General features: G+C 67.3%; 22 protein-coding genes. 16 read left to right on the forward strand and 6 right to left on the reverse strand.

Features of this window, described 5'->3' with window-relative positions; all coding sequences use genetic code 11:
• Positions 1-79: 79 nt before the first annotated feature.
• From ACZ42P_RS12220 to yjgA, 3 genes are read right to left on the reverse strand one after another with little or no spacing between them, the layout of a single operon-like run.
• Complete coding sequence (locus ACZ42P_RS12220) at positions 80-847, reverse strand: N-acyl amino acid synthase FeeM domain-containing protein (protein WP_464897812.1); 768 nt, start codon at positions 845-847, stop codon at positions 80-82.
• On the reverse strand, positions 844-1,413 hold the full coding sequence (gene mog / locus ACZ42P_RS12225) for a molybdopterin adenylyltransferase (RefSeq protein ID WP_464897813.1): 570 nt from the start codon (positions 1,411-1,413) through the stop codon (positions 844-846). Before mog ends, ACZ42P_RS12220 begins: the two co-directional genes overlap by 4 nt.
• Before the next feature lie 53 nt (positions 1,414-1,466).
• Positions 1,467-2,000, reverse strand: a complete 534-nt coding sequence (gene yjgA, locus ACZ42P_RS12230) for a ribosome biogenesis factor YjgA (protein ID WP_464897814.1) — start codon at positions 1,998-2,000, stop codon at positions 1,467-1,469.
• Positions 2,001-2,092: 92 nt separating this feature from the next.
• On the opposite strand from yjgA, the gene pmbA reads away from it, so the two are divergent.
• Positions 2,093-3,442: a metalloprotease PmbA gene (pmbA, locus tag ACZ42P_RS12235; protein ID WP_464899408.1), complete on the forward strand. Its 1,350-nt coding sequence runs from the start codon at positions 2,093-2,095 to the stop codon at positions 3,440-3,442.
• A 52-nt stretch (positions 3,443-3,494) separates the two neighbouring features.
• Positions 3,495-4,577, forward strand: coding sequence for a TRAP transporter substrate-binding protein (locus ACZ42P_RS12240; RefSeq protein WP_464897815.1), 1,083 nt, complete (start codon positions 3,495-3,497; stop codon positions 4,575-4,577).
• 4 nt (positions 4,578-4,581) lie between these two features.
• Here the strand turns inward: ACZ42P_RS12240 and ACZ42P_RS12245 are convergent, their stop codons facing one another.
• Complete coding sequence (locus tag ACZ42P_RS12245; protein ID WP_464899409.1) at positions 4,582-5,961, reverse strand: TRAP transporter large permease; 1,380 nt, start codon at positions 5,959-5,961, stop codon at positions 4,582-4,584.
• A gap of 26 nt (positions 5,962-5,987) precedes the next feature.
• On the reverse strand, positions 5,988-6,557 hold the full coding sequence (locus ACZ42P_RS12250) for a TRAP transporter small permease subunit (RefSeq protein WP_464897816.1): 570 nt from the start codon (positions 6,555-6,557) through the stop codon (positions 5,988-5,990).
• Positions 6,558-6,598: 41 nt separating this feature from the next.
• Between ACZ42P_RS12250 and ACZ42P_RS12255 the strand changes: the two genes are divergently transcribed.
• From ACZ42P_RS12255 to ACZ42P_RS12305, 11 genes are all read left to right on the forward strand, one after another.
• Positions 6,599-7,405 (forward strand): potassium channel family protein, encoded by an 807-nt coding sequence (locus ACZ42P_RS12255; protein WP_464897817.1) that lies wholly within the window; start codon positions 6,599-6,601, stop codon positions 7,403-7,405.
• A gap of 40 nt (positions 7,406-7,445) precedes the next feature.
• Positions 7,446-8,696 (forward strand): serine hydroxymethyltransferase, encoded by a 1,251-nt coding sequence (glyA, locus tag ACZ42P_RS12260; protein WP_464897818.1) that lies wholly within the window; start codon positions 7,446-7,448, stop codon positions 8,694-8,696.
• A 46-nt stretch (positions 8,697-8,742) separates the two neighbouring features.
• Positions 8,743-9,216, forward strand: coding sequence for a transcriptional regulator NrdR (nrdR, locus tag ACZ42P_RS12265; RefSeq protein WP_464897819.1), 474 nt, complete (start codon positions 8,743-8,745; stop codon positions 9,214-9,216).
• Positions 9,217-9,308: 92 nt separating this feature from the next.
• Complete coding sequence (ribD, locus tag ACZ42P_RS12270) at positions 9,309-10,409, forward strand: bifunctional diaminohydroxyphosphoribosylaminopyrimidine deaminase/5-amino-6-(5-phosphoribosylamino)uracil reductase RibD (RefSeq protein ID WP_464897820.1); 1,101 nt, start codon at positions 9,309-9,311, stop codon at positions 10,407-10,409.
• A 2-nt stretch (positions 10,410-10,411) separates the two neighbouring features.
• Complete coding sequence (locus ACZ42P_RS12275; protein WP_464897821.1) at positions 10,412-11,011, forward strand: riboflavin synthase; 600 nt, start codon at positions 10,412-10,414, stop codon at positions 11,009-11,011.
• Between the two features lie 114 nt (positions 11,012-11,125).
• Positions 11,126-12,244 (forward strand): bifunctional 3,4-dihydroxy-2-butanone-4-phosphate synthase/GTP cyclohydrolase II, encoded by a 1,119-nt coding sequence (gene ribBA, locus ACZ42P_RS12280; protein ID WP_464897822.1) that lies wholly within the window; start codon positions 11,126-11,128, stop codon positions 12,242-12,244.
• 5 nt (positions 12,245-12,249) lie between these two features.
• Entirely contained in the window at positions 12,250-12,720 is a 471-nt protein-coding gene (ribH, locus tag ACZ42P_RS12285; protein ID WP_464897823.1) for a 6,7-dimethyl-8-ribityllumazine synthase, read from the forward strand.
• Between the two features lie 46 nt (positions 12,721-12,766).
• On the forward strand, positions 12,767-13,204 hold the full coding sequence (gene nusB, locus ACZ42P_RS12290) for a transcription antitermination factor NusB (protein ID WP_464897824.1): 438 nt from the start codon (positions 12,767-12,769) through the stop codon (positions 13,202-13,204).
• Between the two features lie 6 nt (positions 13,205-13,210).
• Positions 13,211-14,167 carry a thiamine-phosphate kinase gene (thiL, locus tag ACZ42P_RS12295; RefSeq protein ID WP_464897825.1) on the forward strand — a complete coding sequence of 319 codons (957 nt, stop codon included), beginning with the start codon at positions 13,211-13,213 and terminating at the stop codon, positions 14,165-14,167.
• Positions 14,151-14,642: a phosphatidylglycerophosphatase A family protein gene (locus tag ACZ42P_RS12300; RefSeq protein ID WP_464897826.1), complete on the forward strand. Its 492-nt coding sequence runs from the start codon at positions 14,151-14,153 to the stop codon at positions 14,640-14,642. Before thiL ends, ACZ42P_RS12300 begins: the two co-directional genes overlap by 17 nt.
• A complete protein-coding gene (locus ACZ42P_RS12305; RefSeq protein ID WP_464897827.1) occupies positions 14,635-15,132 on the forward strand; it encodes a CinA family protein in 498 nt (165 codons plus the stop codon). The genes ACZ42P_RS12300 and ACZ42P_RS12305 overlap by 8 nt, the downstream gene beginning before the upstream one ends.
• A gap of 36 nt (positions 15,133-15,168) precedes the next feature.
• Here ACZ42P_RS12305 and ACZ42P_RS12310 read toward each other — a convergent pair whose 3' ends face one another.
• Positions 15,169-16,059 carry a helix-turn-helix transcriptional regulator gene (locus ACZ42P_RS12310; protein WP_464897828.1) on the reverse strand — a complete coding sequence of 297 codons (891 nt, stop codon included), beginning with the start codon at positions 16,057-16,059 and terminating at the stop codon, positions 15,169-15,171.
• A gap of 192 nt (positions 16,060-16,251) precedes the next feature.
• On the opposite strand from ACZ42P_RS12310, the gene recA reads away from it, so the two are divergent.
• Genes recA through alaS form a run of 3 tightly spaced genes read left to right on the forward strand, consistent with a single transcriptional unit; the run spans position 16,252 to position 20,446 of the window.
• Positions 16,252-17,304, forward strand: coding sequence for a recombinase RecA (gene recA / locus ACZ42P_RS12315; RefSeq protein WP_464897829.1), 1,053 nt, complete (start codon positions 16,252-16,254; stop codon positions 17,302-17,304).
• Positions 17,305-17,324: 20 nt separating this feature from the next.
• The gene (recX, locus tag ACZ42P_RS12320) at positions 17,325-17,765 is read left to right on the forward strand and encodes a recombination regulator RecX (RefSeq protein ID WP_464897830.1); all 441 of its coding nucleotides are present in this window, start codon (positions 17,325-17,327) and stop codon (positions 17,763-17,765) included.
• 59 nt (positions 17,766-17,824) lie between these two features.
• Complete coding sequence (alaS, locus tag ACZ42P_RS12325; RefSeq protein WP_464897831.1) at positions 17,825-20,446, forward strand: alanine--tRNA ligase; 2,622 nt, start codon at positions 17,825-17,827, stop codon at positions 20,444-20,446.
• Positions 20,447-20,457 lie beyond the last annotated feature (11 nt).

Genomic DNA, 20,457 nt, shown 5'->3' on the forward strand with positions numbered 1-20,457 from the left:
TCGAGGCGGCCATTGTCTATGACAACGGGTTATGATGCAAGCATGATGTTCGCATCGCCAGCCGGGACCGGAGGCGGGGTCAGATGGCGAGGCGCAGCAGGCGCTGGGTGATGCCCGCCTCCTCGATTTCACTGAAGGCGTAGGGGTAGAGAGACTTCTCGTCCCGGGCGAGATCGGGCCGGCCGGCGAAACGGGCCAGCTGGCGCTCCACATGGTCGAAGTCCAGGTGCAGCAGGACGGCGGGCGCATGGACGCGCGGGCAGAGTCGTTCCGGGCCGAGAACCTTGAAGCCCAGCGCGCGCTGGTAGAAGCGCACGTGCATGGGGTTGACCTCGATCACCACGTCGGTGGCACCCCGAATGCGCCGCGCGTAAATGTAGGCGATGTGGAACAGGGCGAACAGCACGCGGCGGGCGGCCGCGCCGGGATCGGCGGCGAGCTGGGTGATCTCGCACAGACGGCGGCCCGTCCCGCGCAGGGGGGCGAGCTCCGGGGCATAGAGGCTGTCGGCGGCGAGTCCCTCCGGGCCATCGAATCCCAGGGTGAGCGTCCCCACCACGTGTTCGGCATCCGAAACGGAGAGACTCACGCGATCGGCACCGGCGGCGCCCTCCGGAACACGGTAGCCGCGCCCCGCGTACATCCTGCGAATCAGGACCCGCGCGGCGGGGTGCTGCGGGCCCCCGCGGGCAAGGCGGATTTTCAGGCTGCGCTCGGCGAGGGTTTCCGCCGGCGGGTCCTCGACCGCCAGGGCGAGCGGCCGCAGCCGGCCACAGCCATCCAGTGCCACCAGGGTTTCCTGACCAAGGGGTGAGACGACGGCGCCGGTGGCGGAAGGGCTGGTCATGCTTTCTCCGGCGCGGGCGGTGGGGCGGACTTGGGCCGAAAGGCCTTGATCACTTCCTCGTGGGTGGCAATGCGGGGCCCGCCGATGAGTTCGATGCAGTAGGGCACGGCGGCAAAAATGCCATCCAGGGTTTCCTTGATGGCCTTGGGCTGGCCCGGCAGGTTGAGAATCAGGCAGCGGCCGCGTATCACCCCCACTTGGCGCGACAGGATGGCGGTGGGTACGTATTTCAGGCTCACCGCGCGCATCGCTTCGCCGAAACCGGGCATGACCCGGTGCGCCACGGCGAGGGTGGCATCCGGCGTGACGTCCCGGGGAGCAGGCCCGGTGCCGCCGGTGGTGACCACCAGATGACAGCCCTGGTGGTCCACCAGGTCGATCAGAGTCTGTTCGATGATGGCCTGTTCGTCCGGGATCAGGCGCGTGATGCTGCGCCAGGGAGAGGCGAGGGCGGCACGGAACCATTCCTCCAGCGCGGGGATGCCCCGGTCTTCATACACGCCCTGGCTGGCGCGGTCGCTGGTGCTCACCAGCCCGATGATCAATTCCTGGTCGGTGGGAGTCATAGGCAAGGCTGTACCTGAGTCCATATGTTAAGGCGCGCGCTGCGGCGCCGCCATTACAACTCGTCCATGGGAAGATCGTCGCTTGCGGGCGCGGCCTCCAGCAGCGCCAGCTGCTCGCGCAGGGCCCGGAACAGGGCGCGCGCGGCCCGCGGCGGCTTGCCCTGCTGCGCCTCCCGGCGCGCGTTGCGGATCAAGGTTCGCAGCGGTTGCAGGGCCAGGCCCGGATACGCCTGCGCCAGTGACTCGAGGGCGGCGTCGTCGGCGAGCAACCGGTCGCGCCACTGCTCCAGGCGGTGATGGCGCGCCGTCTCGGCAGCGCTTCGGCTGCGCCAGGCATCGAGCTGGGCGCGGATGGGTGCCGGGTCCACTTGCCGCATCAGACGGCCAATGTACTGCATCTGCCGGCGCAGGGCCTCATGACCGCGCAGGCGCCGTGCGGCTTCGATGGCATCGCGCAGGTTTTCCGGCAGCTCGAGCTGGGCGAGCTGGGCGGCGGTGAGCCGCGTGAGCTGTTCCCCCAGTGCCTGCAGGGCATGCATTTCCTGCTTGCGCCGGGTCTTGCTGACGAAGTCTTCGGTGTCTGCCATGGAGCGTGCCGCAGCCGCCTTCGCGGCGCCGAGCCAAAGTTGCTATCATAACCGCTTTCCCCGCTGCCCCTGCCAACCCACAGGAAACGAGCCTGCCCGTGGCCGACAACGCGCGCTTTTCCTATTCCATCGACACTCTGAAACAGATCACCGAGGACATTCTCGCCCAGGCGGCCAAGGCGGGCGCCACCGGCTGCGAGGCAGAGGTCAACCAGGGCTTCGGCCAGAGCGTGACGGTGCGTCTGGGCCAGGTGGAAACCATCGAATACAACCGCGACAAGGGCCTGGGCGTGACGGTGTATTTCGGCCACAAGCGTGGCCATGCCAGCACGTCCGATTTCTCGCCCCAGGCCATTCGCGACACGGTGGACAAGGCGGTCACCATCGCCCGCTACACCGCGGAAGACGAATACGCAGGCCTGCCGGAGCCGGAGCTGCTGGCACGGGACGTGCCGGATCTCGATCTCTACCATCCCTGGGACCTGTCCGCCGACGATGCGGTGGAGCTGGCGCGGGCCTGTGAGGCCGCCGCCCTGGCGGTGGATCCGCGCATCAACAACTCCGAGGGGGCCACTGTCTCCACCCAGGAATCCGTATTCGTGTTCGGCAACAGCCTGGGGTTCATCGGTGGCTATCCGTCCTCCCGTCACGGCATATCCTGCGCCGTGATCGCCGAGTCGGAATCCGGCATGCAGCGCGATTACTGGTACACCAGCGCGCGTGACCGTGCCGACCTGGAACCGGCGGAGGCGGTGGGACGGCGCGCGGGCGAGCGCACCCTGCGCCGGCTCGATGCGCGCAAGCCCAGGACCTGCCAGGTCCCCGTGATCTTCGAGGCGCCGGTGGCCACCGGGCTCATTGCCAGCTTCGTATCCGCAGTTTCTGGCGGCAATCTCTACCGCGGCACGTCCTTTCTGCTCGACAGCCTGGGCCGGCAGGTGTTCTCGCCGCTGGTGCAGATCGTGGAGCGTCCGCACCTGAAAAAAGGCCTGGCGAGCGCGCCCTTCGATCACGAGGGTGTGGCCACCCGCGACCGTGATGTGGTCCGGGACGGCGTGGTGCAGGGCTATTTCCTGTCCAGCTACTCGGCACGCAAGCTGGGCATGCGTTCCACCGGCAACGCCGGTGGCAATCACAACCTGATCGTGGCCGACACGGGTGTGGATTATGCGGGCCTGCTCAGGCAGATGGGCACGGGGCTGGTGGTGACCGAGCTCCTGGGTCAGGGCGTGAATCCCGTGACGGGCGACTATTCCCGCGGTGCGGCCGGCTTCTGGGTGGAAAACGGCGAGATCCGCTACCCGGTGGAGGAAATCACCGTGGCGGGCAATCTCAAGGAGATGTTCCAGGGCATCCTCGCCATCGGCAACGATGTCCTGGTGCGTGGCTCGCGTCAGTGCGGCTCCATCCTCATCGAACGCATGACGGTGGCGGGCGAATGAAGGGGCGAGTCCCTGGCGATGATCTTTCGGCACTGATTTCAGGGAGGCTCACATGGAAAGAAGAAAGTTCCTGAAGCGGGCGGGAGCGGGGCTTGCGGCAGGCGTGGTGGCCGCACCGGCGCTGGCGGCGGGCGAGCCGGAAGTGCGCTGGCGCCTGGCCTCCAGTTTCCCCCGCAGCCTGGACACCATTTACGGTGCGGCGGAACTGTTGGCCAAACGCGTGGCGGGCCTCACCGGCGGCAAATTCCAGATCCGCGTGTTCGCCGCCAACGAGCTGGTGCCCGGCCTGCAGGTGCTGGACGAGGTGGGACGCGGGACGGTGGAATGCGGTCATACCGCCAGCTACTACTACGTGGGCAAAAACAAGGCGTTTGCCTTCGACACCGCCCTGCCCTTTGGACTCACCGCGCGCCAGCAGAATGCCTGGCTCTATTACGGCGGCGGGCTGGAGCTCATGCGCGGCCTGTTCCGCGAGCACGGCGTGATCAACTTCCCCGGTGGCAACACCGGCGTGCAGATGGCGGGCTGGTTCCGCAGGGAAATCAAAAGTGCGGCCGATCTCAAGGGCATCAAGATGCGCATCCCGGGCATTGGCGGCGAGATCATGGCGCGCCTGGGGGTGGTGCCCCAGACCCTGGCCGGCCCCGACATCTATCCGGCGCTGGAGAAAGGCACCCTGGATGCCGCCGAATGGGTGGGTCCCTATGACGACGAGAAGCTCGGTTTCCACAAGGTGGCCAAGCACTATTACTACCCGGGCTGGTGGGAGGGTGGGCCGACCCTTTCCTTCCTGGTGAACGTGCGGGAATGGGAGAAACTGCCGGCGAGCTACCGGGAAGCCTTCGAGGTGGCGGCGGCGGAAGCCAACCTGCACATGCTGGCCGAGTACGATGCCAAGAACCCCGCCGCACTGGCGCGGCTGCTCAAGGCAGGCGCGAAGTTGCATCCATTCCCCCGGGATGTCATGGCTGCCGCGCTTGCCGCGGCGGAGCAGCTCTACACCGAGGAAGCTGCACGCAATCCGGTGTTCCGGCGCATCTTCGAGTCCTGGCGGCGTTTCCGTTCCGATGAGTTCCAGTGGTTCCGCGTGGCGGAGCTCAATTACGCCAACTTCGTCTTCGGCGCCGTGAAGTAGGGCGCTACTCCGCAGGCAGTTCGATCCTCAGGGGCGGCGCCTCGTCGCGCGCCGCCTGGTGGCCCGCCACCAGCTGGGGCAAGGCGATCACCAGCGCCACCATCAGGAGCTGCATGAGCACGAAGGGCACCGCGCCCCAGTAGATCTGGCCCGTGCTCACGCCCTCCACCCGCTCGCCGGTCACCCTGTCCACATAGGCCTCGCGCGGCGCGACGCTGCGCAGATAGAACAGGGCGAAGCCAAAGGGGGGATGCATGAACGAGGTTTGCATGTTGAGGGCCAGGATCACCCCAAACCACACCAGGTCGATGCCCAGCTTCTCCGCCACCGGCGCCAGCAGCGGCACCAGAATGAAGGCGAGCTCAAAGAAATCCAGGAAGAAGGCCAGCACGAACACCAGCAGATTGACCGCGATGAGGAAGCCCAGCGCGCCGCCCGGCAGGGCGCTGAGCAGGCCCTCCACCCAGAGATCGCCGTTGACCGCGCGGAACACCAGCCCGAATACGGTGGAGCCAATCAGGATGAACATCACGAAGGCCGACAGCTTGGTGGTGGCGTCCAAAGCCTGCAGGAGCAGCGCGCGTTTCAGCCGCCCCTTGGCCGCGGCCAGCACCAGCGCGCCCACCGCGCCCATGGCGCCTCCCTCGGTGGGGGTGGCCAGCCCGATGAAAATGGTGCCCAGCACCAGGAATATCAGGATCAGCGGTGGCATGAGCGAGCGCGCCACCCGTGCCGCCAGCACGCCTCCTTCCAGGGCGCGTGCCTGGGGCGGCAAGGCGGGCGCCATGCCCGGACGCAGCAGGGCAAGCAGCGCCACGTAGGCGGCATACATTGCGGTGAGCAGCAGTGCCGGCAGCAGCGCCCCCTGGTAGAGGTCGCTCACCGGCTGGCGCAGCTGGTCGGCGAGCACGATCAGCACCAGACTGGGTGGAATGATCTGCGCCAGCGTGCCGGAGGCGGCGATGACGCCGGCCGCCAGCCGGCGGTCATAGCCATAGCGCAGCATGATGGGCAGGGCGATGAGGCCCATGGCGATCACGGAGGCCGCCACCACGCCGGTGGTGGCCGCCAGCAGCGCCCCCACCAGGATCACCGCGAAGCCCAGTCCGCCGCGCACGGGCCCGAACAGCTGGCCGATGGTGTCCAGCAGATCCTCGGCCATGCCGCTGCGTTCCAGGATCAGCCCCATGAAGGTGAAGAAGGGAATGGCCAGCAGGGTCTCGTTCTGCATGATGCCGTAGATGCGCGCCGGCAGGGCCCCCAAGAGCTCCGGCATGAGCAGGCCCTGCTGCATGCCCACCAGCGCAAACAGCAGGCCGTTGGCGGCCAGGGCAAAGGCCACTGGATAGCCCAGCAGCAGGAACGCCACCAGGCTGGCGAACATGAGAGGGGCGAGGGCGTCGGCGGCGATCACTGGCCGTTCTCACGCAGGATCATGTCCTCGCCCTCGGGCGAGTGGGGCGGCAGGGGTGCCGGGGCGCGTCCCACGAGAAACGCGATGCGTTTGATCACCTCGGCCAGGCCCTGCAGCCAAAGCAGGGCGAAGCCCAGGGGAATGAGAAGCTTGCCCGGCCAGAGGATGAGCCCGCCCGGATTGTTGGAGACTTCGCCGCTGTGCCAGCTGTCCAGGAAGAACGGCCAGGCATAGGCCAGCACCAGGCTGGTGAAGGGCAGCAAAAACAGCAGGCCTCCAAGGATATCCAGCACCGCCCGGGCCCGCGGCGGCAGGCGCCCCGCCAGCACGTCGATGCGCACGTGTTCGTTTTTCTGCAGGGTGTAGCCCGCAGCCAGCAGGAAGACCGCGGCGAACAGCGTCCACTGGATTTCCAGGAAGGCGTTGGAGCTCAGGCTGAACAGCTTGCGGCTCACCGCATTGCCGGCGCTGATGAGCACGGTGAGCAGGATGAGCCACATGGTCGCGCGGCCGATGCGGGCGTTGAGGCCGTCGATGGCCCGGGCGAAGGCAAGCAGGGCATTCATGGCGCGGGATTATACGGGCGAAAGTTGCTACCATGCGCCCCATGAAACTGCGTCATCTCGTCGGTATGGGTGGGGTGCCGCCCCACGACAACCCCCGCGCCTATCTCTGGGAACGCCGGTTGCGCTGGGTGATGATGGGCGTGGCCCTGCTCGCCCTGCCTTCCTATTATCTGGAGATGGCCTATGCCACCGGCCCCTGGCACTGGGCGGGGCGCGGGCTGGATGCCCTGATCTTCCTCGCCTTCGGCGCGGAATTTGCCTGGATGCTTCACGTCACGCGCCAGCGGCGGTTGTATGTGCTGCACAACTGGCTGGATCTGCTGATCATCGGTGGTGCCTTCGTAAGTCTGTGGGAGGCCAGCCTCGACTGGTTGCCGGTGGTGCGCCTGGCGCGGCTCATGTACGTCACGCTCATCTTCGCCCGCGTGGTGGCGGTGGTGCGTGACCTGTTGGCCCCTGCTTCCGTACCCTACCTGCTGGGCTGGGGCGTGCTCCTGTTCGGGGCCGCGGGGGCGGGCTTCTACTGGCTCGAGCCCGGGGTGGGCTCATTCTGGGAAGGCGTGTGGCTGGCCTTCGTGACGGGCAGCACCGTGGGCTATGGCGACATCGTCCCCACCACGCCGGGCGCACGCGTGCTCGCCATGCTGGTGGTGCTGGTGGGCTTTGCCATGCTGTCCCTGGTCACCGCGGCTATCGCCGCGTTCTTCATCGGCGAGGACGAGAAGCGGCTGCGGCGGGAAATGCACCAGGACATTCGCGAGCTGCGCGCCGAGGTGCAGGGACTCCGGGCCGAGCTGGCGCGGCTTGCGGCGCTGCTGGAATCCCTGTCCCGGCCACCCCGGACATGATAAAATCGCGCCTTTTCTTCAAACACTTGAGATTTCACTCATGTTCAGCCCCGGGCACACCATCCAGGCCATCGACCCCGAACTCTGGGAGGCGATGGAAAAAGAGCGCCAGCGTCAGGAAGACCACATCGAACTGATCGCCTCCGAGAACTACACCAGCCCCGCCGTGATGCAGGCGCAGGGCTCGGTGCTCACCAACAAGTACGCGGAGGGCTATCCCGGCAAGCGCTACTACGGCGGCTGCGAATGGGTGGACATCGCCGAGCAGCTGGCCATCGACCGCGCCAAGGCCCTGTTCGGCGCGGAATATGCCAATGTCCAGCCCCACTCCGGCTCCCAGGCCAACGCCGCGGTATATTTCGCCATGCTGCAGCCGGGGGAGACGATCCTGGGCATGTCGCTCGCCCACGGCGGCCATCTCACCCATGGCGCGGCGGTGAACTTCTCCGGCAAGATCTTCAAGGCCATCACCTACGGCCTGCACCCGGAAACCGAAGCCATCGACTACGACCAGGTGCAGCGTCTGGCGTCCGAACACCGGCCCAAGATGATCGTGGCGGGTGCTTCGGCCTATTCCCTCGTGATCGACTGGAAGCGCTTCCGGGAAATCGCCGACTCCGTGGGCGCCTACCTGTTCGTGGACATGGCCCACTACGCGGGTCTGGTGGCGGCGGGCGTCTATCCCAGCCCGGTGGGCATTGCCGATTTCGTCACCAGCACCACCCACAAAACCCTGCGCGGGCCCCGTGGCGGCATCATCCTGTCCCGTGCCGAGTTCGAGAAGCCGCTCAATTCCACCATCTTCCCGGGCATCCAGGGCGGCCCCCTCATGCACGTGATCGCCGCCAAGGCGGTCGCCTTCAAGGAAGCCATGAGCAGGGAGTTCCGGCACTACCAGGAACAGGTGGTGGCCAATGCGCGCGTGATGGCCAAGGTGCTCACGGAGCGGGGCCTGCGCATCGTGTCCGGACGCACCGACTGCCACATGTTCCTGGTGGACCTGCGCGCCAGGAATCTCACGGGCAAGGAGGCGGAGGCGGCCCTGGGGCGCGCCCATATCACGGTGAACAAGAACGCCATTCCCAACGACCCCCAGAAACCCTTCGTCACCAGCGGTATCCGCATCGGCACGCCGGCCATGACCACGCGTGGCTTCCGCGAGATCGAGGCCGAGCAGCTGGCCAACCTGATCGCCGACGTGCTGGAAGCGCCCAACGACGACACCGTGATCGCCCGTGTGGCAAACGAGGTGCGCGCCCTGTGCGCGAAGTTTCCGGTGTACGGCAAGTAGCAGGATGCCGGGGATGTCTGCGTGAGTCCGTCGCCCCACTGAAACCATGAAATGCCCCTTCTGCGGTTCCCTGGATACCCAGGTGATCGACTCCCGCGTGAGCGAGGAAGGGGACAGCATTCGTCGCCGGCGCCGCTGCGCAGCCTGCACCAAGCGTTTCACCACCTACGAGACCGCCGAGCTGCGCCTGCCCCAGGTGGTCAAGCAGAACGGCAGCCGGGAGGAATTCTCCAAGGAGAAACTGCGTACCGGGTTCATGCGTGCCCTGCACAAGCGGCCCGTGCCCACGGAATACGTGGATGCGGCCATCGAACGCATCGTGCAGGAGCTCCTCAGCCTGGGACAGCGTGAGGTGGATGCGCGGCGCATCGGCGAGATGGTGATGGCCGAGCTCTACAAGCTGGACAAGGTGGCCTATATCCGGTTCGCTTCCGTCTACAGAAGCTTCGAGGACGTGGACGATTTCCGCGAGGTGCTCAAGGACCTGGGATCGTCCGAGGCCAAGAAGCGCAAGCGGTAAGACTTTCCCGACGCAAGGACGCCGGGCGCGCAACCGACGGCCGGGTTTCCTGCGCGTGTGCGGCGTCCCGGCGTTTTTGCAAGACACCGAAGATGTTTTCTGCTGCCGACCACGAATTCATGACCCGCGCCCTGCGGCTGGCGGAGCGCGGCCTCTATACCACGACACCCAACCCCCGGGTGGGTTGCGTCGTGGTGCAGGACGGCACCGTGGTGGGCGAGGGCTTCCACGAGCGGGCCGGGGAAGCCCATGCCGAGACCCGCGCCCTGGCCCAGGCCGGTGCCCGCGCGCGGGGCGCGACCGTGTACGTGACACTGGAACCCTGTGCCCACCATGGCCGCACCCCCCCTTGCGCCGATGCTCTGGTGAAGGCCGGTGTGGCGCGCGTGGTGGTGGCGATGGAGGATCCCAATCCCCTGGTGGCGGGCCGCGGGCTGGGCCGCCTGCGTACGGCGGGCATCCGGGTGGAGACCGGATTGCTCGGCGCCGAGGCCCGGGAACTCAACATCGGTTTCGTCACCCGCATGAGTCGGGGTCGGCCCTGGGTGCGGGTGAAAAGTGCCGCCAGCCTGGACGGACGTACCGCGCTTGCCAACGGGGTGTCCAAGTGGATCACCGGCGAGGCGGCGCGCCACGACGTGCAGCACTGGCGGGCGCGGGCCTGCGCCATCCTCACCGGCGCCGGCACCGTGCTTGCGGACGATCCGCAACTCACTGTGCGCGACATCCCGACCCCGCGTCAGCCGCGTCGCATCGTGGTGGACAGCTATCTCAGCATGCCCCTGCAGGCGCGCATCCTCGAGGGAGGCACCACGGTGGTGGTGACCGCCAGCGAAGACGCGGCTGCCATAGGCGCGCTGCGCGAGGCGGGTGTGACGGTGGTGGAAATGGGCCGCCCCGGCGGACAGGTGGATCTGGCCCGTCTCATGGGGTGGCTGGCGGAGCAGGGGGTGAACGAACTCATGGTGGAGGCAGGCGCCAGCCTCAATGGTGCGCTGCTGGAGGCGGGGCTGGTGGACGAACTGGTGCTCTATCTCGCCCCGGCGCTTCTGGGCAGCACGGCGCGCGGCCTGTTCGTGCTGCCGGAATTCACCACCATGGCCCAGCGCATCCATCTGGACATTCGTGACGTGCGGGCGGTGGGCCGCGATCTGCGGCTCATCGCCCGTGTCCTGCCGCAGCAGGAGGCCTGAACATGTTTACGGGTATCGTTGCGGCCGTGGGCCGCGTCGTCGCCGCCGAACCGCTGGCCGATGGGCTGCGGGTGACCATCGACGCGGGTGGTCTGGATTTGTCCGACGTGGCCATCGGCGACAGCATCGCTGCCAACGGTGTCTGCCTCACCGTGGTGGCGCGCGAGGGCCGCCGCTATCAGGTGGATGTCTCCGGCGAGACGCTGCGTTGCACCACTGGCTTTCATGTGGGCCAGGCGGTCAACCTGGAGAAGGCGCTGCGCCTCGCGGACCGGCTGGGCGGCCATCTGGTCTCCGGCCACGTGGACGGCGTGGGTGTGGTGACGCGCTTCGAACCGGTGGGCAGTTCGCATCTTCTGGAAGTGGCGGCGCCCCCCGGCCTTGCCCGCTACATTGCCGTCAAGGGGTCCATCACGGTGGATGGTGTCAGTCTGACCGTGAACCAGGTGGCGGGGGAGCGCTTCAGCGTCAATCTCATTCCCCATACCTTGGAAATGACCACCCTCAAGAACCTCACGCCGGGCAGTCGTGTCAACCTCGAGGTGGATCTGCTTGCCCGCTACGCCGAGCGCCTGCTGAGCTACGTTCCGGACAGGGTCTGAGCCGGCAAGGGCACCAGGGGGGAATGCGCCGGGGAATGTCCTTCGCGACCCCCGCGTTTGAATAAAATGCGATAATCCAAGGCCCCAAGGCTGACCGGAAGCGGAGAGCGTATCGTGGCAATCAGCCCCATCGAAGAAATCATCGCCGACATCAAGGCCGGCAAAATGGTCATCCTGGTGGACGAGGAGGACCGGGAAAACGAGGGCGATCTGGTGATGGCGGCGGAGCACGTCACACCCGAGGCCATCAATTTCATGGCCAAGTATGGCCGTGGCCTGATCTGCCTCACCCTCACCGACGCCCGCTGCCGCCAGCTGGGCCTGCGCCAGATGGTGGAAGACAACCAGACGCCCCATGGCACGGCCTTCACGGTGTCCATCGAGGCGGCGCGCGGTGTGACCACGGGCATTTCCGCGGCGGACCGGGCCACCACCATCCGCGCCGCGGTGGCACGTGACGCCAAACCGAGCGACATCGTGCAACCCGGTCATGTCTTCCCCCTGCGTGCCCAGCCCGGCGGCGTGCTGGTGCGTGCGGGGCATACGGAGGCCGGTTGCGACCTGGCCCAGCTGGCGGGTCTGGAGCCGGCGGCCGTGATCTGCGAAATCCTCAAGGACGACGGCACCATGGCGCGGCTGCCGGACCTGGAACGGTTCGGCGCGGAGCATGGCCTGAAAATCGGCACCATCGCCGATCTCATCCACTACCGGTCCAAGACCGAGCGCCTGGTGGAGCGGGTGGCGGAACGCAGGGTGGAGACCATCTACGGCGAGTTCGATCTGATCGCCTACCGCGACCAGACTTCCGGCGAGATCCATCTGGCCATGGTCCGGGGACAGGTGCTGCCGGAGGAGGAGACACTGGTGCGCGTGCATGAGCCCCTGTCCGTGATCGACTTCCTGGATGACGCCGACAACGCCCATTCCTGGGGCATCCATCAGGCCATGAAGACCCTGGCGGAGGCCACCGCTGGGGTGATGATCCTGTTCCGGCGGCCGGAATCCAACGAGGCGCTGCTGGCGCGCATCGCCCACGCGGTGCACAAGCCGGCGGGCAAGGTGGACCTGCGCGATTACGGCATCGGCGCCCAGATCCTGAAGGATCTCGGCGTGCGCCGGATGCGGCTTTTGGCCGCCCCGCGCCGCATGCCCAGTCTGGAAGGCTTCGATCTGGAAGTGACGGGTTACATCCTGCCAACGGATGTGGTGGAACCGAACCAAGTGGAGGAGTGAGCGCCATGGCCCAGAAATACGACAACATCACGGAAATCGAGCGCGACCTCAACGGCGCCGGGCTGCGCATCGGCATCGTCATGGCGCGCTTCAACATCGACGTGGGCGAGGGTCTGCTGGGCGCCTGCGCGGCGGAACTGCGCAAGCTGGGTGTGCATGACGAGGACAGCACCCTGGTCACGGTACCCGGGGCGCTGGAAGTGCCCCTGGCCCTGCAGGCCATGGCCCAGAGTGGCAAATACGATGCTCTCATCGCCCTGGGGGCGGTGATTCGCGGCGAGACCTATCACTTCGAACTGGTGGCCAACGAGTCCGGCAGCGGGATTACCCAGGTGCAGCTGGACACGGGCATCCCCATTGCCAACGGCATCCTCACCACCGACACCGACGACCAGGCCCTGGCGCGCATGGAAGAAAAGGGCCGGGAGTGTGCGCGGGTGGCGGTGGAAATGGCCAATCTCCTGAAAAAGATCTGAGCTTCCGCGCGGCGCGCCCTGGCCGCGCCCCGGTCACGGAAACACTATGCAGAAAAGCCGGCGCAAGGCGCGCGAGTTCGCGCTCAAGGCCCTCTATCAATGGCAGCTCAGTGGCAATGCCGTGGCGGACATTGCCCGGCACATGCGCGAGGAAGAGGGCTTCGAGAGCGTGGACGAAGCGTATTTCCAGACGCTCCTCACGGGTGTCACGGAAGAGGCCGCCCGGCTCGATGAGTACCTCGCGTCCCACCTGGACCGGCCCGTGACCCAGCTCAGCCCCATCGAGCACGCGATTTTGCGCATGGGTGCCTACGAGGCCCTGCATGCGCTGGACGTGCCCTACCGTGTGATCATCAATGAGGCCGTGGAGCTGGCCAAAGCCTACGGCGGCACCGAGGGCCACAAGTTCGTGAACGGCGTGTTGGACCGACTCATGGCGCACCTGCGTCCGGCGGAAACAGGCGCGCCTCCGGCCCGCCCCTGAGGGGCCATGCCTTCCGAGTTCGAACTCATCGCCCGCTACTTCACCCGTCCCGCCCCGCGGACGGTGCTGGGGGTGGGCGACGATGCCGCGCTGGTGCGGGTGGCGGCGGGCAGGGAGCTGGTGGCGGCGGCGGACATGCTCCTGGCGGGCCGGCACTTCTTCCCGGACGATGATGCAGAAGGCCTGGGCCACAAGGCGCTCGCGGTCAACCTTTCGGATTTCGCCGCCATGGGCGCAATCCCCCGCTGGGCGCTGTTGTCCATTGCCCTGCCCGAGGCGGACGAAGCTTGGCTGGCCGCCTTCACACGGGGCTGGTTCGCCCTGGCCGAGGCCCATGGTGTGGCCCTCATCGGCGGCGACACCACGCGCGGTCCCCTTACCCTGGCGGTGACCCTGCTCGGCGAAATCAAACGTGGGGCCGCCCTGCGCCGCAGTGGCGCGCGGGTGGGCGACGAGATCTGGGTGTCCGGCACCCTGGGCGATGCCGCCTTTGCGCTCGCTGCCCTGAGGCGCGAGGTGCCCCTGCCGCCGGGGGCGCTCGCCCCGCTGCTGCCGCGCCTGCACCGGCCCACGCCGCGCCTGGGCCTGGGGCAGCGGCTGGTGGGGCTGGCCCACGCCGCCATCGACATTTCGGATGGACTCCTCGCCGATCTCGGGCACGTGCTGGAAGCCTCGGGCGTGGGCGCGCACATTCACCTGGCTGCCCTGCCCCTGTCGCCGGTGCTGGCGGCCTGGGCGTCGCATCCGGTGGCCCGGCGCGCCATCCTGGCGGGGGGCGACGACTACGAACTGTGCTTCGCCGCCCCACCTTCGGCCCACGGCGCCATCGCGCGCCTCGGGCGGCGCCTGGGCGTGGCCGTGACACCCATCGGCCGCATCACGCGGGAGCCGGGCCTGGTGCTGCTGGATGCCGCAGGCCATCCCCTCGACTGGGAGGAAACAGGGTTTGACCACTTCGCCTGATTTGCGCTACGTGCTGGGCCATCCCCTGCGCTTCATTGCCTTTGGCTTTGGCAGCGGCCTGTCTCCCTTTGCGCCCGGCACGGTGGGCACCCTGGTGGGCTTTCCCCTGTTTTGGCTGATCCTGCGGGCGGAGCCCACGCCGCCGGTTTTCTTCGGGCTGCTGGCACTCCTGTTCGCGCTGGGCGTGGCGGCCTGCGCCCGCGTGGGGCGGGAGGTGGGGGTCGCCGACTACGGGGGCATCGTCTGGGACGAGGTGGTGGCCTTTATCGCCATCCTCTGGTTCACGCCCGTCAGCGTCACCGGCTGGATCACCGCCTTCTTCGTGTTCCGCCTGTTCGACGTGTGGAAGCCGTTTCCCATCCGTTACTTCGACGCCCGTCTCAAGAACGGCTTTGGCGTGATGTTCGACGATCTGCTGGCGGCGATCTACAGTGTGATCACGATCAGGCTGTTGTTCGGAGTGTTCCATGGATGAGCTGGAGACCCTGGCCGCCCGGCTCGGCACGGCGCTCAAGGCGCGCGGCTGGTGGCTGGTGACCGCCGAGTCCTGCACCGGCGGCTGGCTGGGTCAGGTGGTGACTTCCGTGCCAGGCAGTTCCCACTGGTATGACCGTGGCTTCATCACCTACACGAATGCCGCCAAGCAGGAAATGCTGGGGGTGGCGGCCGAGACCCTGGCGCGCTTCGGCGCCGTGTCCGAGGCGACGGTGAGGGAAATGGCGCAAGGGGCGCTTGCGCGCAGCCGGGCCGATGTGAGTGTGGCCATCAGCGGCATTGCCGGACCGGGTGGTGCCACACCGGACAAGCCCGTGGGCACCGTGTGCATGGCCTGGGCGAGTCGCCCGGGTGGCTGCGAGCTGCGCACCTTCCATTTCGCCGGTGACCGGGCGGCGGTGCGCCGCCAGGCCGTGGCCGCCGCCCTGGAGGGACTCCTGCGCCTCGCGGCGCAACCGGCGTCGGCCTGATTCCGCGCGCCGGTCTCCTTTCCCGTCCTGCCCCTGTCAACCCAGGGCCCATGCGGCGAAGGGCTCCACCTCCTCGCGGTTTTCCAGCATGAGCTGATACTGGCGCGGATTGCCCGAGTGGTCGCGGCTGGTGTCCACCATCAGGCGCTGCAGCAGATAGCCCACCAGGGCGCGTCGCACGGTGAGTTCGATCACCCCGTCGCGCGCGCCGTAGTCCAGGGCCAGCGCCGCCCGCCGCGCCTCGTCCAGTCCCCGATGGGGTGCCAGGCGCAGGGTGAGGGTTTCCACCCAGTCCTCGTCGTGTTCCGGATCCGATTCGGCAGCTTCCGGCAGACACTCGGCCCAAGTGAAGCGGGACAGGACAAAATCGCGAAACTCGTAGCGGTCCGCGGCGTAGGCCCGCACGTGCCAGCGCAGACCCGTGTCCACCAGGGCATGGGGTTCCAGGATGCGCACCTCCCCCGCGTCGTTGCCCGTGAGTGAGCGGTAGCTTGCCGCGAGCTTGCGGCGGCTGCGCATGGCCCGGGTGATCTGGGCCAGGATCTCCGCCGCGGGCAGGCGCACGGGCAGGGGCAGCCGCTCCATGGCCAGACCGTAGAGGGGCTGGTCGCCATAGGGACCGCCGGCCACCGCCAGATTGGCGGCGAGCAGGGGCAGCACCGCCGCGGGGGAGAGGTCGGCGAACAGTGGGCGGAAGCCGGGCCCCGGCACGAAGCCGAATACCGCCTGGGTATAGACGAGATTGCCCGGCGCCAGCTCGCCGTAGAGCTTCAGATCCTTGGTGGCGGCGGGATCGGAAATGCCAAAGGCCCGGGCCACGTCGGAGCGGGTCACCACCCCCGCGTAGTAGGCCATGACCTCGATGAAGCGCAGGCGCTGGCGGGTGGACCATTTCAGGTCCATGAGCAGTTTGTCTTTGTTCGTCATTGGCTTATGGTGCTGTCGCCGGGAGCGGACAGGGCGATTATAGACACTCCCGACCTGGCTGATAAAAATGGTCGATGTGATAAAAACACTGGACATGGTAAAAAATATTGACACCCGCAAAAGTATGACCTAGAGTGACGGCATGCCGCCCCTGCGCGGCGTCGTTCCCTCAACCCGAAAAAGGAGACCGCCATGGCCACCGCACCCGCAGAAGACAAGATGAAAGCCCTCGCCGCCGCCCTGAGCCAGATCGAGAAGCAGTTCGGCAAGGGGTCGGTCATGCGCCTGGGAGACCACGTGGAAGCCCAGGATCTGCAGGTGGTCTCCACCGGCTCCCTCGGGCTGGACATTGCCCTGGGCGTGGGAGGTCTGCCCCGGGGGCGCATCGTGGAGATCTTTGGGCCGGAGTCCTCCGGCAAGACCACCCTCACCCTGCAGGTCATTGCGGAGATGCAGAAGCTCGGCGGGACCGCCGCGTTCATCGACGCCGAGCACGCCCTGGACCCGAGCTATGCCGCCAAGCTGGGGGTGAACGTGAATGACCTCCTGGTCTCCCAGCCGGATACCGGCGAGCAGGCGCTGGAAATCGCCGACATGCTGGTGCGCTCCGGCTCGGTGGACGTGGTGGTGATCGACTCGGTGGCGGCGCTCACCCCCAAGGCGGAAATCGAGGGCGAAATGGGGGATGCCCACATGGGCCTGCAGGCCCGGCTCATGAGCCAGGCCCTGCGCAAGCTCACCGCCAACATCAAGCGCTCCAACACCCTGGTGATCTTCATCAACCAGATTCGCATGAAGATCGGCGTCATGTTCGGCAACCCGGAGACCACCACCGGCGGCAATGCCCTCAAGTTCTATGCGTCCGTGCGGCTGGACATCCGGCGCGTGGGGTCGATCAAGAAGGGGGAGGAGGTGATCGGTTCCGAGACCAAGGTCAAGGTGGTGAAGAACAAGGTGGCGCCCCCCTTCAAGCAGGCCAGTTTCGACATCCTCTACGGCGAGGGCATTTCCCGTGAGGGCGAAATCATCGAGCTGGGCGTGGCCAACCGCATCATCGACAAGTCCGGTGCTTGGTATGCCTACAACGGCGAGAAGATCGGCCAGGGCAAGGACAATGCCCGCGAATACCTGAAGGAGCATCCGGAAATCGCCCGCGAGATCGAAGCCAAGATCCGCGCCGCGGTGGGGGTGGGCGGCGGCGCGGTGGCCCAGTTCGATCCGGAGGAAGTGCTCGAAGAAGTCTGACCAGTCGCCGCGGGGCAGCCATGGCCACACCGCGCAGCCTGCGCGAGCGGGCGCTTGACCTGCTGGCCCGGCGTGAGCACAGCCGGGCGGAACTCGCGCGCAAGCTGGGCTCCCATGCCGCCGACCGGGAGGCGCTCGAGACCCTCCTTGACGAGCTTGCCCGGCGCGGCTGGCTGTCGGATGCCCGCTTTGCCGAGGCCCTGGTGCACGACCGCCAGGCGCGCTTCGGCAGCGTGCGCCTCGCCCACGAGCTGCGCCAAAGAGGCGTGCCCGAGGACCTGATCCGGGAACAGCTCGACGCCCTGCGCGCCAGCGAGCTTCAGCGCGCGCGCCGGGTCTGGCAGCAGAAGTTCGGGCGCCTGCCTGCCGATGCCCGGGAACGGGCGCGGCAGATGCGCTTTCTCACGCAGCGGGGATTCCCGCTGGAGGTGATCCGGCGCATTCTGGGCACGGAGGACTGACTGCGCCCGGGGGTTTCGCGCTACCATTATGCTTTTGCCAGCATTCCGCCGAGATCCCCATGAAATCCAGCGAAATCCGTCGCCGCTTCCTCGAATATTTCGAATCCCGCGGGCACACCATCGTGCCCTCCAGTTCCCTCATCCCGGGTAACGATCCCACCCTGCTGTTCACCAACGCGGGCATGGTGCAGTTCAAGGACGTGTTCCTGGGGCGCGAGACCCGGCCCTATGTGCGCGCGGCCTCCAGCCAGCGCTGCCTGCGCGCGGGGGGCAAGCACAACGACCTGGAGAACGTGGGCTACACCGCCCGGCATCACACCTTCTTCGAGATGCTGGGCAATTTCAGCTTCGGGGATTACTTCAAGCGCAACGCCATCCAGTTCGCCTGGGAATTCCTCACCCGGGAACTGGGCATCCCGGAAGGCAAACTCTGGGTGACCGTGTACGAGGAGGACGACGAGGCCGCCGACATCTGGCTCAACGAGATCGGCGTGCCGCCGGAGCGCCTCGCCCGCATCGGTGACAAGCCCGGCGCCGGCAAGTATCACTCGGACAACTTCTGGTCCATGGGGGACACCGGCCCGTGCGGCCCCTGCACCGAGATTTTCTACGACCACGGGCCCGAGGTGCCGGGCGGCCCGCCCGGCACACCGGAGGCCGATGGCGACCGCTTCATCGAGATCTGGAATCTCGTCTTCATGCAGTTCAACCGGGACGAGCACGGCGTGCTGCACAGTCTGCCCAAACCTTCGGTGGACACCGGCATGGGGCTGGAACGCATCAGCGCCGTGATGCAGGGCGTGCACTCCAACTACGACATCGACCTGTTCCGCGATCTCATCGCCGCCGCGGCCCGGGAGACCGGCGCATCCGATCTCACGAGCAACTCCCTGAAGGTGATCGCCGACCACATCCGTGCCTGCTCCTTTCTCATCGTGGATGGCGTGATCCCCGGCAACGAGGGACGCGGCTACGTGCTGCGCCGCATCATCCGGCGCGCCATCCGGCATGGCTACAAGCTGGGCCAGAAGCAGCCTTTCTTCCACAAACTGGTGCCCGATCTGGCGCGGGTGATGGGAGAGGCCTACCCGGAACTGCCCGCCGCCCAGGAACGGGTGATGGGCGTGCTGCGCCAGGAAGAGGAGAAATTCGCCGAGACCCTGGAACACGGCATGGGCGTGCTGGAGGCGGCCATGCACGGCACGGGGGGCGACCGCATCCTGGACGGCGAGACGGTGTTCCGTCTCTACGACACCTTCGGCTTCCCCCTCGACCTCACGGCGGACATTGCCCGGGAGCGTGGCTTCACCGTGGATTTCGCCGGCTTCGAGCATGCCATGGCCCTGCAGCGGGAGCGGGCGCGCGCGGCTTCCCGCTTCCACATGGGCCAGGTGGTGAAGTTCGAGGGCCAGCCCACCGCCTTCCACGGCTACGACACCCTCACCCTGCAGGCCCAGGTGCTCGCCCTCTACAAGGAGGGCAGCCAGGTGTCCAGCATCCAGGCCGGCGACGAGGCGGTGGTGGTGCTCGACCGCACGCCCTTCTACGCCGAGTCCGGCGGCCAGGTGGGCGATCGCGGCCAGCTGCTCGGGGCCAACGGCAGCTTCCTGGTGGAGGACACCCAGAAGATCCAGGCCGAGGTGTTCGGCCACAGGGGACGGCTCACCCTGGGCACCCTCTCCGTTGGTGACACCGTGGAAGCCCAGGTGGACCCCGTGGCGCGCCAGCGGGCGGCCTGGAACCATTCCGCCACCCACCTCCTGCACGCCGCCCTGCGCAAGGTGCTGGGCAACCATGTCACCCAGAAGGGCTCCCTGGTGGACGCCCAGCGCACGCGCTTCGATTTCTCCCATCCCCATGCCCTCACCCCTGAGGAAATCCAGCGCGTGGAGAACCTGGTCAACGAGGCCATCCGTGCCAACTATCCGGTGCAGGTGCGCCTGATGAAATACGACGAGGCCATCAAGCACGGCGCCATGGCCCTGTTCGGCGAGAAATACGGCGACGAGGTGCGTGTGGTGGGCATGGGCGACTTTTCCACGGAGCTGTGCGGTGGTACCCACGTCAAGCGCTCCGGGGACATCGGCCTGTTCAAGATCGTCGCCGAATCCGGCGTGGCGGCGGGCATCCGCCGCATCGAGGCGGTGACCGGCGACCTGGCGCTGGAATACGTGCAGCAGGAGGAGGCGCGTCTCCTGGAGGCGGCCGCTGCGCTCAAGACGCCGCCCCAGGAAGTGAACCAGAAGATCGCCCAGATCCTGGACAACGTGAAGCATCTGGAGAAGGAACTGGCCCGTTTGAAATCCAGGCTGGCCGCCGCCCGCGGCGACGAGCTCGCGGACAGTGCGGTGGAGGTGAAGGGTGTCAAGGTGCTTGCCGCCGAGATCGAGGGCGCCGATGCCAAGGCCCTGCGCGACACGCTGGACAAGCTCAAGGACAAGCTCAAGACCGCCGCCATCGTCCTGGCCAGCCGCGAGGGTGGCAAGGTGACCCTGATCGCGGGGGTCACGTCCAATCTCACCGATCGCCTCAAAGCCGGCGAACTGGTGAACCACGTGGCCAGCCAGGTGGGAGGCAAGGGCGGTGGCCGGCCCGACATGGCCCAGGCAGGCGGCACCCAGCCCGAACATCTGCCCCAGGCGCTGGCCTCGGTGGCGGAGTGGGTGGCCGCCAAGCTGTGAAGGGTGCCGCC

The organism is Thiobacter subterraneus (assembly GCF_055379455.1).

Excerpts from the sequence above, each read along its gene's own strand:
- yjgA (WP_464897814.1), bottom strand. The coding sequence starts at position 2,000 with ATGGCAGACACCGAAGACTTCGTCAGCAAGACCCGGCGCAAGCAGGAA.
- ACZ42P_RS12305 (WP_464897827.1), top strand. The coding sequence starts at position 14,635 with ATGGATGAGCTGGAGACCCTGGCCGCCCGGCTCGGCACGGCGCTCAAG.
- ribH (WP_464897823.1), top strand. The coding sequence starts at position 12,250 with ATGGCCCAGAAATACGACAACATCACGGAAATCGAGCGCGACCTCAAC.
- alaS (WP_464897831.1), top strand. The coding sequence starts at position 17,825 with ATGAAATCCAGCGAAATCCGTCGCCGCTTCCTCGAATATTTCGAATCC.
- recX (WP_464897830.1), top strand. The coding sequence starts at position 17,325 with ATGGCCACACCGCGCAGCCTGCGCGAGCGGGCGCTTGACCTGCTGGCC.
- ACZ42P_RS12240 (WP_464897815.1), top strand. The coding sequence starts at position 3,495 with ATGGAAAGAAGAAAGTTCCTGAAGCGGGCGGGAGCGGGGCTTGCGGCA.
- ACZ42P_RS12250 (WP_464897816.1), bottom strand. The coding sequence starts at position 6,557 with ATGAATGCCCTGCTTGCCTTCGCCCGGGCCATCGACGGCCTCAACGCC.
- ACZ42P_RS12310 (WP_464897828.1), bottom strand. The coding sequence starts at position 16,059 with ATGACGAACAAAGACAAACTGCTCATGGACCTGAAATGGTCCACCCGC.
- ACZ42P_RS12255 (WP_464897817.1), top strand. The coding sequence starts at position 6,599 with ATGAAACTGCGTCATCTCGTCGGTATGGGTGGGGTGCCGCCCCACGAC.
- recA (WP_464897829.1), top strand. The coding sequence starts at position 16,252 with ATGGCCACCGCACCCGCAGAAGACAAGATGAAAGCCCTCGCCGCCGCC.
- ACZ42P_RS12245 (WP_464899409.1), bottom strand. The coding sequence starts at position 5,961 with ATGTTCGCCAGCCTGGTGGCGTTCCTGCTGCTGGGCTATCCAGTGGCC.
- nrdR (WP_464897819.1), top strand. The coding sequence starts at position 8,743 with ATGAAATGCCCCTTCTGCGGTTCCCTGGATACCCAGGTGATCGACTCC.
- thiL (WP_464897825.1), top strand. The coding sequence starts at position 13,211 with ATGCCTTCCGAGTTCGAACTCATCGCCCGCTACTTCACCCGTCCCGCC.
- nusB (WP_464897824.1), top strand. The coding sequence starts at position 12,767 with ATGCAGAAAAGCCGGCGCAAGGCGCGCGAGTTCGCGCTCAAGGCCCTC.
- ACZ42P_RS12275 (WP_464897821.1), top strand. The coding sequence starts at position 10,412 with ATGTTTACGGGTATCGTTGCGGCCGTGGGCCGCGTCGTCGCCGCCGAA.
- glyA (WP_464897818.1), top strand. The coding sequence starts at position 7,446 with ATGTTCAGCCCCGGGCACACCATCCAGGCCATCGACCCCGAACTCTGG.
- mog (WP_464897813.1), bottom strand. The coding sequence starts at position 1,413 with ATGACTCCCACCGACCAGGAATTGATCATCGGGCTGGTGAGCACCAGC.
- ribD (WP_464897820.1), top strand. The coding sequence starts at position 9,309 with ATGTTTTCTGCTGCCGACCACGAATTCATGACCCGCGCCCTGCGGCTG.
- ACZ42P_RS12220 (WP_464897812.1), bottom strand. The coding sequence starts at position 847 with ATGACCAGCCCTTCCGCCACCGGCGCCGTCGTCTCACCCCTTGGTCAG.